This window comes from Rhizobium mayense, from assembly GCF_030272705.1.
GTDB classification, from domain to species: Bacteria; Pseudomonadota; Alphaproteobacteria; order Rhizobiales; family Rhizobiaceae; genus Rhizobium; species Rhizobium mayense.
Genome location: NZ_JARFYM010000004.1, coordinates 75,665 through 88,407, shown reverse-complemented (window position 1 = coordinate 88,407; position 12,743 = coordinate 75,665). Strand labels below are relative to the sequence as shown.

The window sequence follows — 12,743 nt, the reverse complement described above, 5'->3', positions numbered from 1 at the left end:
GTTGAATCCTGTTCGAAAGAGGTCAGAGGCTTGTGTGATCAGCCGCCTTTGACGGCGCCTGCGGTCAGGCCGGCAACGATCTGTTTCTGGGCAAATATCGTCAGAACCAGCACCGGCAGGGTCACGATCAGTGCCGCCGCGGCAAGTGGCCCCCAGCTTACCTGCTCGAAGGACAGCATGTTGTAGACGGCGACCGGTAGGGTGCGGGTCTCGCGGCTGGCAAGCACGATGCCGAAGACGAAATTGTTCCATGAGAAGATGACGGAGAGAATGAAGGCAACGACGATCCCCGGCTTGGCCATTGGCAGGGCCACCAGCCGGAAGACCTGCCACGGTGTGGCGCCGTCAATGCTGGCCGCTTCTTCCAGTTCCATCGGTGTCGTCTCGAAATAGCCGATCATGATCCACACGACGATCGGAACCGTCACGACGAGATGGATGATGATCTGCGGCCAGAGCGTTCCCAGAAGGTTCAGCCACTGGAAGAGCAGAAACAGCGGAATGAGGAAGGAAAGGCCCGGCGTCATGCGCGCGATCATGATGACGACCGCCGACTTCTCCGCCTTCAGCCGTGCGATGCCGTAGCCGGCCGGAACGCCGATCAGCAGGGCGAGCAATGTCGCGGACCCCGTCACCAGGATCGAGTTCCAGAAATAGAGGAAGAAATTGTTCTCTTGGAAAACTTTGACGTAGTTCGACCAGGCGAAACGGTCTGGAATGAAGATCGGCGGATAGGCGCCGTTGTCGATCTCGTATTTCAACGAGAGCGAGATCATCCAAAGGAAGAAGAGGATGACCGGCGAAATCATGACCAGTGCCACGAAAAGGAGACCGATGCGATCGAGCGTCTTGCGTTTCATCACCGTGTCTCCGTATCCGACCAGTTCGCACGCTGTCTCGCCATGAGCAGGACGAAGGAAAGCGCAACGATGAGGATGAAGAAGATGACCGCCATGGCCGAGCCGTAGCCTATGTCGTAATAGGAAAAGGCGGTATTGTAGAGATAGATGTTGATCGTCTCGGAGGCCGTTCCAGGCCCGCCTTGTGTCATCGCATAGATGATGTCGAAGCTCTTGACCGCATCGATACTGCGAATGATGACGGCGATCATCAGGAAGGGCGCGATCATCGGCAGGGTGAGATAGCGGAATTTCTGCCAGGCATTGGCGCCGTCGATCTCGGCACTTTCATAGGGTTCGCGCGGAACGGCGGCCAGACCACCAAGCACGATCAGCATGACGAGTGGCGTCCACTGCCAGGTCTCGACCAGCACCAGCGACGGGATGACGCTCATCTGATTGTAGATCCACTCCTGCGGCCCGATGCCGACTAAGGAGAGCAGATAATTGAGCACCCCGAGTTGCGGGTGGAACATCATCGTCCAGACAAGCGCGACAGCCACCGGCGTCGCCATCATCGGCATGACGAAAATGCCTCGCAGAAAGCCGCGCAATGGGAATTGCGCATCGAATATAAGAGCGGCCAGCATTCCGAGGAAAACCGGCGCGATGACGGATAGCCCGGTATAGAGCACGGTATGCCACAGCGCTTCCCAGAAACGGACATCCGTGGCCAGGCGGGCGTAGTTCGCAAATCCTGCAAAACTCTGGGATTGCCCGAGCGTCCAGCTATTCACGCTCATCCACAAGGTAAAGACCCATGGAAAAACGATGACTGCGGCAATGACCACCAAGGCCGGGATCACAAAGGGCCAATAATTGGGAGCAAGCCCTCGGGGCTTGCTCCTTTTTTTGGCTGCGGTCGCCGTGGTATCTCCCATGCTCACGGAAGCCATCATCCCTCGCTTCGCGCAAGCACCGGCTCAAACTGCGCGGTCGCGTTCTTCAGTTCGCTTGCGGGATCGGCACCACCGATCATGTTTGTGAGACCGACGCCATAAATGTCGCGGAACTCGGTGACCGGAATGATGACGGGCAATGCAAGCTGCGACACCTTGCCGGAGCCGACTACCGCGTCAAGCCAAGCACTCGGCATGGTAACGCCCTGCCGAACCTTCTGATCTTCAAGGACGGATTGGCGGAATGGCACGCCCGCGCCTGCCTGCAACAGCCGCGCTCCCATGTCATGGGATATGACCCATTGGCAAAAGAGGTAGGCGGCTTCCTTGTTCTTGCTGGCAGCCACGACGCCGATGCCATCGCCGGTGGTTGCGGCTGCCTGCGCTTTCGGGCCTTTCGGCATGATGCCGTAACCGATCTGGCCGACGACGCGGGATTTTTCCGGATTTTCGATTGGCGGTGCAAAGCCGACGCCGTCGAGCCACATGCCGATCTTGCCCTGGAGGAAGGCCGACTGGGCTTCAGCCCAGTTGAAACCGGAAACGCCAGGAGGTGCCGACTTGGTCATCAGGCGCTGATAGAGCTTGGCTGCCGCAACCGCCTCGTCGGACGTCGTGCGCAATTTCCCATCGGGTCCAAGCGGCGTCATGCTGTAGCCAAGCATCAATGTCGTCCAGACGGGGGTATTGGCATTCTTGAGGCCGCGAGCGACGAAACCATAGGTATTGGTCGACGGATCGGTCAGAGCTTCCGCCGCTTGCGCCATCTCATCGAAATTGGTCGGGTAAGACAGTCCCTTCTTTTCGAAGAGCGTCTTGTTCCAGTAGATGATCCAATAATCGACCGAGAAGGGTAGCGAACGAAGAACGCCGTTTGAATCCTTGGCGAAGGCCAGGCCGGCTTCGGCAAAGTCGCTCTCGGTCAGCGACGGGTCTGTCAAGGAGGGATCCTTCAGGAAGCCGCTGATATCGGCGAGCCAGCCGCCCTTTTCAAACTGGCGCTTCTGGACATGGTAACTCAAATGAACGACATCGAAGCTCGGCTTTCCGGAGCTCAGCTCAATTGTCGTCTTCTGGCGCTGTTGCTGCTCCGGTGTCGCCTCGGCATTCACCTTGATACCGGTCAATGCCTCGAATTCGCTGAGGTTTTTGAGAATGGTTTCGCTACGCGGGCTTTTGATCAGATTGACTTCCAACGTGGTCCCGGCAAACCGTTTCCAATCCACCGACGCGGATGCCGTTCGTATGCCGAGCAGGCTTGCCGCTCCCACAGCCGCCGTACCCGCCATGAAGTGACGGCGTGTGGGATTAATGAATGATGCCATGCTGTTCCTCCTCCTTTGGCCGGAAATCTCCTCATTTGCGGCCCGTTGAATTCAAATTTTCAATGCACGATCTCTGGCTCCGTTGATGTGCGAAACGAGAGACGCGACAGCATCTTCCGCGGATCGTCTTTGGATCGCTTCAAGCACTCTCAGATGTTCGTTCATGACAGGCCCGACATGCCCGTTGATCCGGAATCGATCCTGGCTGATCAACCGCATCTTGATCGAGTTGACGCGATAGGCGTTTGAAATAATGGTGTTGCCGAGCGCGTCGATGAAGGCATCATGCATGCCCCAGTCCACCGATTGTGCGTGGATCTCCAGCTCCGGCGAGGTGTCGCCTGCCTGTATGGCGTCGGCAATATCGCGGTGCTGCTTCAAGAGCTTGGCGATCGTGTCGTCTGAAGCCGAATGTGTGAAAAGCGCGACAGCCTCCTTCTCTAGAAAGAGACGTAGCTGGAAGGCCTCGCGGATAAGGTTGAGATCGATATGGGCGATCTGGAGACCACGTTGCGGCACGGTCATGATCAGGCCTTCGGCTTCCAGCCGCGGGATCAGCTCACGGATGGCGCCGAGCGGCAGTCCTGTCAGCTCCACGAGCCTGCGCTGCGAGACGAACTGACCGGGCCGCACATCGCGAGCAAGCAGATGGTGGGTAAAGCTTGCATAAGCTTTTTCCCGCAACGTCGGCTGCTCGTCCATGCCATCCATCGTCTTCTCCCTAGTCCTGTTCGTCTAAGCCGCCTTGGACCTGAAAAGCGCGTTGAACGCCCCGGCGAGATGATTCCGTCCTTCGCCGGATATTGAAACAAGCGGCGGACGAACCGCAAGCCAGATTTCGTCCCCTGAGAGTTGTGCCACCATGACTTTGACTGCCGCAGTCACCGGGAATTTCAGCAATTCCGGGACAAAGTTCTCGACGCGCGGATCATCCTTTCCTTCTTCAGCCATCAACCGCACTTCGTGCGGCACGAAATTCGCCATCCCGGAGATTGCTCCCTGGCCACCCAAGCGAACTCCTCTGGCCAAGTGGCGTTCATCGCCAATCAGGATGATGAGATCGCTATGCGCCTTCAACAGCGCCTCGGTGTACGGCCAATCGCCGGAGGAGTCTTTGACGCCTGTGACAATGCCGGGAAAGGCGCTGCGCAGCCTGCCGATCAGTGCCACCGAGAGCTGCACCATGGTAACGGAAGGAATGTTATAGACGATGATGTCCCGCGCTTTGTCGGCCAGCCGTGCGAATACGGCCGAGAACCAGCGAAACAGCCCGTCATCACTGACATTCTTGAAATAGAAAGGCGGTGCAAGCAGGATGTTGCGTACGCCCTTGGTCAGCGCGAACCCAGCTTGTGCGGCGGCGTCCTCGACAGAATCCGCCATGACGCCCACGATGATCTGGTTCGGCGCCACCCCTGCTTCCAGGAAGGCGTTGATCACCTCTTCCCGCTCCTGCGTTCCGATAGAGGATCCTTCGCCGGTGGTGCCGAAAAGCGTGACGCTCGAGCATCCCGATGCCAGGCTTCGTTCGGCCTGGTTGATCATTGGACCGATCGCGATATCGCCGTTGGTATCGAAGGGCGTCGTAAGCGCAACCGATAGACCGAATTTGCGAGACAAGTTTCATTCCTCCCCAGTGTGTAGTCAGTACATACATGCTAACATGTTAGCTGTATAGTCTGAATCGTACAGTCGGTGTCGATGAGTGGAAAAAGGTTGAGGTGGAACGAGCCAATACCGGCGCGGAACAAACAACAGTCGCTGACGTTCCTCCTTCGGCCGGATGAGCCGGCCAATTTTATGACATTAGTGAAAACCCGTCGTTGGTCGCCCCTCACGCCAACGGCGGGTTTTGTCAGGCAGCAGAAAGGTCGCGGTCTAGGCTGTGGCGTTGGCGTCGATCAATGTCTGCTCGGCAATGTCAAAAGCCCTAGCTCGCAAATTGGAACCAAAAGCTGCGATAAATCGTTAGTATTTCAGGACTTGCATATGGCAAGTCACAATATCCGCACTCTCACTTCAAGCCCTGTTCACAACGGGGCTCCTTTTTGTCGAAGACCTTTGAGGGCGGGCAAGCCGCCGACGCTATTGTGCTGGAATTCATTTCGGTCGAAAATGGGCTGTTTGCCGCTGTGGCGACGGCGATGGGGCGAAAGAACGGCCGTGATCAAAGAATATCTCAGCAAGCATGACATGGCTCTGGATTCAACGGATTTAAACATCTGCCAACACGCTTTTGATGCCATTTTGCTCAAACTCAATATTGCGCGCAATACCGAAGACGCCGAGAAAATTGCGGCAATGGTCATTGAACTCTATAGGCAGGGGGTCCACGACGAAAATCAGCTCGTGAAACTCGTCGGCGTCAAATGACGACAAGCATTATCCCCTTCGGCGGCGACAATTTCGCGCGCAATGGGACAAATCCCGCAGCTTATTGTTTGGCCGTTGGTTGGCAAGTGGCAGCGCTGACCAACTAGCCGTCACCAAAGCCCGTCGTTGGTTCGGCCCCCTCGCGAGCGGCGGGTTCCCATGTAGGAATCTCCTCAAGCAGCAATGTTTGCATGGCTGTGTTCTGTCGGCCCTTATTTCATTCGGACATGGGGATGTGGAAACGTTACCACACGACCCTTGACTCATAATCCCGGTCCCTTAATGTGGGATGTGGAAACGTTACCGCATTGGGAGGAACTTGATGAAGTTCGCGCGGATTAACCGCCTTTTCGGCGTGTCTGGAAATTGCTTCGACGTCGCCATCGACCACGGCATGTTCAATGAGCGGACCTTCCTGGCCGGCATTGAGGACATGAAGACTGCCATCAAGGTGATCGCGGATGCGGGCCCGGATGCCATTCAGCTTCCGCCGGGCACAGCGCCGCTTCTGCAGGCCATTCCCGGCAAGCAACGCCCGGCGCTGGTGCTGCGCACGGACATTGCCAACATCTATGGCAATCCGCTGCCGTCTGCGCTGTTTTCGGAAATGATCGACAGGGCGGTGGAGCAAGGCGTCGCGTTGGACGCTGCCTGCGTCGTCGTCAATCTCTTGATGTTGCCGAACCAGCCCGAAGTCTACCGCGCCTGCGTGCGCAATGTGAACAGCCTGAAGCGAGAATGCGAGATCTACGGCATGCCGCTGATGGTTGAGCCGCTGGTCATGCAGGACAATTCCAAGGGAGCTTACATGGTCGACGGCGCGATCGACAAGATCCTGCCACTTGTCCGTCAGGCGGCCGAACTCGGCGCTGATATCATCAAGGCCGACCCCTGCGACAATGTCGCGGAATATCATCGTGTCGTCGAAATCGCCCAGGGCCTTCCCGTGCTGGTGCGTGGCGGCGGCCGCGTTTCCGATCAGGAGATACTGACCCGCACCAAGCAGTTGATGGAGCAGGGCGCTCGCGGCATCGTCTACGGCCGCAACGTCATTCAGCACAACAATCCCGCGGGCATGACACGGGCCTTGATGGCGATCGTCCATGACAAGGCTTCGGTCGAAGGAGCCTCACGGCATCTCGCCTGACGCATTTTGGGAGGAGGAGGCATGACAAAAATATTCCGCTTCGGCGTCATCGGCTGTGGTCTGATGGGGCGCGAATTCGCAAGTGCTGCGGCGCGCTGGCTGCATTTGGCCGATATGAAGGCGCGGCCGGAAATCACCGCCGTCTGCGATACCAACCCGACGCTGCTTGACTGGTTTAGGGATAATGTGCCGACGGTTCGGCAATTCACTGCCGACTACAAGGAGCTTCTGGCCAATCCTGAGGTCGATGCGGTCTATTGCGCCGTCCCGCATGTGCTTCACCAGCAGTTCTACGTCGATATTCTGAAGGCCGGAAAACATCTGCTCGGTGAAAAGCCGTTCGGCATGGATGCGGCTCAGAACCGTGAGATCATGGCGGTCCTCGCCGAGCATCCCGAACTGCTGGTTCGCTGCTCGTCGGAAATGCTTTTCTTCCCGGGCGCACAGAAGGTCATTGCGCTCGCCGAAAGCGGCGAGATGGGGGATATCCTCGAAGTCGAGGCCGGCTTCCTGCATTCCTCGGATATCGACCGGCAGAAGCCGATCAACTGGAAGCGCGTGGCCGATATCAACGGCGAATATGGTTGCATGGGCGATCTCGGCATGCATGTGCTGCACGTGCCGCTTCGGCTCGGCTGGCGGCCTCAAACGCTGCATGCGCAACTGATCAAGAAGGTTACCGAGCGCCCTGACGGCAAGGGTGGCATGCTGCCCTGCACCACCTGGGACAATGCCACGATCAGCAGCCGCGTGCGCACCGGGGATCAGGATTTCCCTATGGTGCTGAAAACCTGGCGCATAGCGCCAGGTGAATCCAACACTTGGTACATCCGCGTTCTCGGCATGAGGAAGAGTGCCTTCTTCAGCACCAAGACGCCCCGCCAGTGGCAGTGGATGGATTATAATGGCGGCGCGCAGGCCTGGAGCACCGAGGACATTGGATACGGCTCGCTGTTTCCGACCATCACCGGCAAGATTTTCGAATTCGGCTTTACCGATGCCATCCAGCAAATGTGGGCGGCCTTCGTCGACGAGCTGGCGGGCGGAAATGCAAACGGTTTTGGCTGCGCGACACCCGCCGAGGCTCAGGCTCACCACGCAATACTGACGGCGGCACTCAAATCCGGTCGCGAGAATGTCGTGGTGCCGGTCAACTATGAAGGAGCGGACGCCTGATGAAGCGCTCCGAGATCAATGAAGCGCTGCGGCGCGCAACGAAGACCCTCGAAGATTGGCAATGGTCCCTGCCGGAATGGGGCTACTGGACTGCAGCGGATTTCGCCGCCCATCCGGAAGCGGCGCGCTATCTGCGCACTCATCAATTGGGATGGGATGTCACGGACTTCGGTTCAGGTCGATTTTCCGAATGCGGCCTGGTGCTGTTCTGCCTGCGCAACGGCATCGTTGGCGTTGAGGGCGAGCGCACCTATGCCGAAAAGCTGCTTTTCGTCGAGGAGGGGCAGGAGACGCCGACCCACCGCCATGCGGCAAAGATGGAAGACATCATCAACCGGGCTGGCGGCGATCTCATCATCGAATTCGCGGCGAGCGACCCCGACGGCAATGTGCTGCGGGACGATGTGACCGTTCCGGTGGATGGCTTGCCGAGGAAGCTTGCCGTTTGGGAGCCGCTGGTTCTGTCGCCCGGCCGGAGCGTCACGATCCACACGGGGCTCTATCATCGCTTCTACGGCCGAAAGGGCGGCGGGCCTGTGTTCGTCGGCGAGGTCAGCCAGGTCAACGACGACAACAGCGACAATTATTTTCTGGAGCCGATCGGGCGCTTCGCGGCGATCGAGGAGGATGAGCCGCCCCTCAGACCCCTATGGAATGAGGCAGGTGGCTGATGCGGACCGGGGAGGAGGTTCGCGACGGCGAAGAGAAAGATAAGGGAGGCATTGTTTGCGCGGGAAACTTCATTGTCGACCGCGTGCATACGCTGTCCCACTGGCCCGAGCAGGGCAATCTCGCGCATATTCTGCATCAGGATGTGGGCGTTGGGGGAGGGGCCGCTAATGTGGTCACCGATCTGGCCTCGCTCGGTTTTCCCGGAAAGCTCGCCGCGGCTGGTTGCATCGGCGCGGATGCGGATGGAGAGATCGTCAGGGCGCGCCTTGCGGCCGCAAACATCGATATAGGCGGCCTGACGCCGCTTGCCGACCAGGTGACGGGACACACGCATGTTATGAATGTGCCCGGCCATAACCGCACCTTCTTCTATCGTGGCGGCGCCAACGATGCGGTGACGGACGCGCTCATCTCGCCTGCGACCTTTGCCAACGCCGGCTATCGGCTGTTCTATCTCGGCTATCTGATGTTGCTGCCCGGGCTCGAGCAGATCGGTCCGGACGGCTGTTCAGGGGCATCGCGCCTGCTGGAAGCCGCGCGTCGCGCGGGGCTCACGACCTGCGTGGATTTCGTATCGAGCGAAGACCCGGAATTCGCCGCCAAGGTCGGTGTCGCTCTGCCCTATTGCGATTTTCTGATCATCAATGAGCTTGAGGCGGGGCGGGCAGCCGGTGTCACCGTGCGTGACGCAAAGGGAGAGTTGATCGAGGCGGCGCTTCTGGCCGCCGGCGAGCGTTTGCTCAGGGCAGGTGTCGTTAAAGGCGCCGTCATCCATGCGCCGGAAATCTGTTTCTGGTTTGCGCCCGGTGCTCCGCCCGTCGTCACGCGGTCGCGATCCGTCGATCTGGGCAACATTGTCAGCACCGTCGGCGCTGGGGACGCCTTCTGTGCCGCCGTGCTTTACGGCCTGCACGGGGACTGGGCCGTCGAACAAATCTGCGCCGTCGCCCACGCTGCGGCCGCGCGTTGTCTTGGAGGCGCAACCGCCACCGACGGTGTCCCCAGCATGGCGGTCCTTCTTGAGGACACGAGGGAGATGAATCCAGTATCCGATTAACCTGTTGAGTCTGCATCGGCAGAAGGTGGCCAGTCATGATCCAAGCAAGGAAGGACGACATTAAGCCATGCATGGTAGCGGCCGTGGCGGCGCGGCGATCAAGGAGCTGACGCGATGACTTTTGTGCAGACATCTCGACTGTCCGGAAAGGTGGCGTTGGTCACGGGAGGCGCGAGCGGTATCGGGAAGGCTGTTTGTGAGCGCTTCGCAGCCGAAGGAGCGAAGGTCGTCGTAGCCGATCTCGACAGCGAACGATGCGCAGGTGTCGCGAAGGCGATCGGCCCCGATAGCTGGGGCGTGGCGCTCGACGTGACCAGCCAGGAGAGCATCGACGCCGCCGTGGCTTTCTCGATAGAGGCCGCCGGCAAGATAGACATACTGGTGAACGCCGCTGGCATTTACGACGTCCAATCCATCCTGGAGATGTCGCGCAGGCGCACGGCCAGGGTCTTCCAGGTCAATATCGAAGGCGTAATTTTCATGACGCAGGCCGTTGCCCGGCATATGGTTGAGAGAGGCGAGGGCGGGCGCATCATCAATTTCTCGTCTCAGGCCGGCCGCCGCGGCGAGGGACCTGCCGTGGCTTATTGCGCCTCCAAAGCGGCCGTTATCAGTATCACCCAAAGCTGCGCTCTGGAACTGATCCGTTACGGGATCAACGTGAACGCCATCGCTCCCGGCGTGGTCGATACGCCGATGTGGGACGTTGTTGATGCGAAACTTGGGAGCCGCGAAGGTTTGCAGCCCGGCGAGGTGAAGCGCCGCGTGGCGGCCGCCGTTCCCGCCGGACGATTTGGGATGGCCGAAGAACAGGCTGCCATGGCTGCCTTCCTGGCCGGGCCGGATGCGGCATACATCGTCGCGCAGTGCTACAATGTCGATGGCGGCAACGTCATGAGCTGATCGGTCGGGCAGGGCCTTCCCAGGCCAGTGCCGGATAGGTTCGTCATTCTGCAATGTGAAATCGTTAGCGAGGAGGAGAGGAATGAAGGCTGTTCGCTTGGAGTCGATCGGGTCCATGACGATGCGCAGCGTCGAAAAACCGGCTGCCCGGCCGGGCGAATTGCTTGTCCGTGTCTTGGCCGCCGGCATCTGCGGCTCCGATCGCCATATGTACAAGGGCGAGTATCCGACGGCGATTCCGGTCACCATGGGCCATGAATTCTGCGGCATCGTGGAAGAGGTGGGCAATGAGGTTGCAGGCTTTACCGGCGGTGAGATCGTGACCGTGGACCCGAATATCGCCTGTGGCCGTTGTCATGCCTGTACACGCGGGCGGGTGAACTTGTGCGAGAATTTGACCGCGATCGGCGTGACGCGAGATGGGGGTTTTGCCGAATATGCGGCGGTGCCGTACCGTCAGGCATTCACGCTGCCTGCCGAACTTAATCCCGTGCACGGCGCTTTCTGCGAGCCGCTTGCCTGCTGTCTTCATGCCATCGACAAAGCCGAGATCCGACCGGGCGAGAGCGTCGCTATCCTGGGAGGAGGTGTGATCGGCCTGCTTATGGTGCAATTGGCCCGCTTGGCTGGAGCAAGCCAGGTGATTTTGATCACGCGGCAGCTCTCGAGACGGCAGACCGCGCTGCAGGTGGGAGCGACGCATGCCTTTGACCCGGCAGCTTCGGACGCGGTCGCCGCTGTTCGAGACGTCACCCACGGTGGCGCGGATGTCGTCATCGAATGCGCCGGTGTGCCCGACACCTTGCAGACTGGTCTGCGGATGGCGCGACGCGGCGGCATCTTCGTGCTTTTCGGAGTGACACCCGCAGGTGTCGAGGTGCCCGTCCTGCCGTTCAATCTGCTCGTCAGTGAAGTCGACATAAGGCCGGCCTATCTCAATCCGTTCACCCATTCGCGGGCTGCGGCAATGGTCGCGAGCGGGGCGTTGGAGCTGGATATGCTGGTGACCAAGAGCATCGGTCTCGAAGAGGTCGCGGAGGTGGTGGGCAGCGCGCCATTGCCAGGCGAGATCAAAGTCATCGTCCGACCATAGTTCGGGTCACGCCATGACCCTACTCCGCCTCAGCCACGGACGGGGCCGGTGGAGTCCCTATGGATCAGAGTGACCGGCACTTTCACGACGGTGCCCGGTCGCGCTTTGTTCCCCGTCTGATGTTCCTTGATCAGTGTTTCCAACCGCTGTGCCGCCAGTTGCCCGACATCGCGGATGGGCTGTGCGACCGTTGTCAGCCGCGGAAAGACATAGGCTGCCTCCGGCAGATCGTCAAAACCGATCACCGAATAATCGTCTGGAACGGAAAAACCACGATCCAGGACGGCATGGATTGCCGCAATCGCCGAAATATCGGTCGTGCCGATGATTGCCGTGATCTCCGGATGCGCCGCCAGCAGATCCCGCGCCAGCGGGTAGGTCGCCGCGAAGCTGTGCTCCTCGGCCATCGTCACGGCAGCGGGCGTGATCCCGCTTTTCGCCATTTCTGCTGAGATGCCTCGGAGGCGAAGCTGCACTGGCTGGCTGTGCGCCGGCGCACCGACGATGCCAATGGACCGATGGCCGAGGTCGATCAGGTGACGCGCCAACAGACGGCCGCCTTCCTCGTGATCGGCCATGACCGCGTCGTCAGCGATGCCGCTGAGCTCGCGGTCAATGGCGATTATCGGAATACCTGCGTCCCGCAGCACCTCGAAATGCTCGGTGCTGCCGAAGGCGCTTGCCACGATGACGCCATCGACGCGCTGGGAAAGCAACATGGACGTGTAGCGCGCCTCATGATCCATATTCTCCGCTGTGCTGCAGATCAGCGTCTGGTAGCCGCGCTGGAACAATTCCTGTTCGATGGCATGAGCCAGGATGCCGAAGAAGGGCACGTCGATCGACGGCAGCATCAGCCCGATCATTCGGCTTGGCGCACCCCGCAGCATGCGTGCGCCCTTGCTGGGCGTATAGTTCAGTGTGCGTATAGCCGCTTCCACCCGGTCCCTGAGTTCGGGCGAGGCATAGCCACTATTATTGAGAACGCGTGAGACCGAAGAGACCGATGTTCCCGCAAGTTTGGCGATATGTCTGATGCTGGTCGTCACTTGCTCGCATTTCTTTCTTTAGCGGTAGACCATTCAAGAGACGAGCTGCAAAAGTTCACCTCGATTTCGCCACTGACTAAACCACCGGCAGCACGCGGCATCAAGCGCGATACGAGCAACTCGAGGCCTTTCCGCCGGTTGCCGTCGTTG

13 protein-coding genes are annotated in these 12,743 nt (G+C 59.4%); 7 read left to right on the top strand and 6 right to left on the bottom strand.

What is annotated here, in order from left to right; translation table 11 throughout:
- Window positions 1-38: 38 nt before the first annotated feature.
- From PY649_RS07720 to PY649_RS07700, 5 genes are read right to left on the bottom strand one after another with little or no spacing between them, the layout of a single operon-like run.
- Complete coding sequence (locus PY649_RS07720; protein ID WP_285867652.1) at window positions 39-860, bottom strand: carbohydrate ABC transporter permease; 822 nt, start codon at window positions 858-860, stop codon at window positions 39-41.
- The gene (locus PY649_RS07715) at window positions 860-1,795 is read right to left on the bottom strand and encodes a carbohydrate ABC transporter permease (RefSeq protein WP_285867890.1); all 936 of its coding nucleotides are present in this window, start codon (window positions 1,793-1,795) and stop codon (window positions 860-862) included. The genes PY649_RS07720 and PY649_RS07715 overlap by 1 nt, the downstream gene beginning before the upstream one ends.
- Window positions 1,795-3,123 carry an ABC transporter substrate-binding protein gene (locus PY649_RS07710; protein ID WP_285867651.1) on the bottom strand — a complete coding sequence of 443 codons (1,329 nt, stop codon included), beginning with the start codon at window positions 3,121-3,123 and terminating at the stop codon, window positions 1,795-1,797. Before PY649_RS07710 ends, PY649_RS07715 begins: the two co-directional genes overlap by 1 nt.
- A 51-nt stretch (window positions 3,124-3,174) precedes the next feature.
- The gene (locus tag PY649_RS07705; RefSeq protein WP_285867650.1) at window positions 3,175-3,834 is read right to left on the bottom strand and encodes a GntR family transcriptional regulator; all 660 of its coding nucleotides are present in this window, start codon (window positions 3,832-3,834) and stop codon (window positions 3,175-3,177) included.
- Window positions 3,835-3,858: 24 nt separating this feature from the next.
- Entirely contained in the window at window positions 3,859-4,743 is an 885-nt protein-coding gene (locus PY649_RS07700) for a dihydrodipicolinate synthase family protein (protein ID WP_285867649.1), read from the bottom strand.
- A gap of 180 nt (window positions 4,744-4,923) precedes the next feature.
- On the opposite strand from PY649_RS07700, the gene PY649_RS35040 reads away from it, so the two are divergent.
- From PY649_RS35040 to PY649_RS07665, 7 genes are all read left to right on the top strand, one after another.
- Window positions 4,924-5,496, top strand: a complete 573-nt coding sequence (locus tag PY649_RS35040) for a hypothetical protein (RefSeq protein WP_349644415.1) — start codon at window positions 4,924-4,926, stop codon at window positions 5,494-5,496.
- A gap of 322 nt (window positions 5,497-5,818) precedes the next feature.
- Window positions 5,819-6,643 (top strand): class I fructose-bisphosphate aldolase, encoded by an 825-nt coding sequence (locus tag PY649_RS07690; protein WP_285867648.1) that lies wholly within the window; start codon window positions 5,819-5,821, stop codon window positions 6,641-6,643.
- Between the two features lie 21 nt (window positions 6,644-6,664).
- Window positions 6,665-7,819, top strand: a complete 1,155-nt coding sequence (locus tag PY649_RS07685) for a Gfo/Idh/MocA family protein (protein WP_285867647.1) — start codon at window positions 6,665-6,667, stop codon at window positions 7,817-7,819.
- Window positions 7,819-8,490 carry a D-lyxose/D-mannose family sugar isomerase gene (locus tag PY649_RS07680; RefSeq protein ID WP_285867646.1) on the top strand — a complete coding sequence of 224 codons (672 nt, stop codon included), beginning with the start codon at window positions 7,819-7,821 and terminating at the stop codon, window positions 8,488-8,490. Before PY649_RS07685 ends, PY649_RS07680 begins: the two co-directional genes overlap by 1 nt.
- On the top strand, window positions 8,490-9,548 hold the full coding sequence (locus tag PY649_RS07675; protein WP_285867645.1) for a carbohydrate kinase family protein: 1,059 nt from the start codon (window positions 8,490-8,492) through the stop codon (window positions 9,546-9,548). Before PY649_RS07680 ends, PY649_RS07675 begins: the two co-directional genes overlap by 1 nt.
- A 114-nt stretch (window positions 9,549-9,662) precedes the next feature.
- A complete protein-coding gene (locus PY649_RS07670) occupies window positions 9,663-10,451 on the top strand; it encodes an L-iditol 2-dehydrogenase (protein WP_285867644.1) in 789 nt (262 codons plus the stop codon).
- Between the two features lie 82 nt (window positions 10,452-10,533).
- Complete coding sequence (locus PY649_RS07665) at window positions 10,534-11,544, top strand: zinc-dependent alcohol dehydrogenase family protein (protein WP_285867643.1); 1,011 nt, start codon at window positions 10,534-10,536, stop codon at window positions 11,542-11,544.
- A 29-nt stretch (window positions 11,545-11,573) separates the two neighbouring features.
- Here the strand turns inward: PY649_RS07665 and PY649_RS07660 are convergent, their stop codons facing one another.
- Window positions 11,574-12,593 carry a LacI family DNA-binding transcriptional regulator gene (locus PY649_RS07660; protein ID WP_285867642.1) on the bottom strand — a complete coding sequence of 340 codons (1,020 nt, stop codon included), beginning with the start codon at window positions 12,591-12,593 and terminating at the stop codon, window positions 11,574-11,576.
- Window positions 12,594-12,743: the final 150 nt, after the last annotated feature.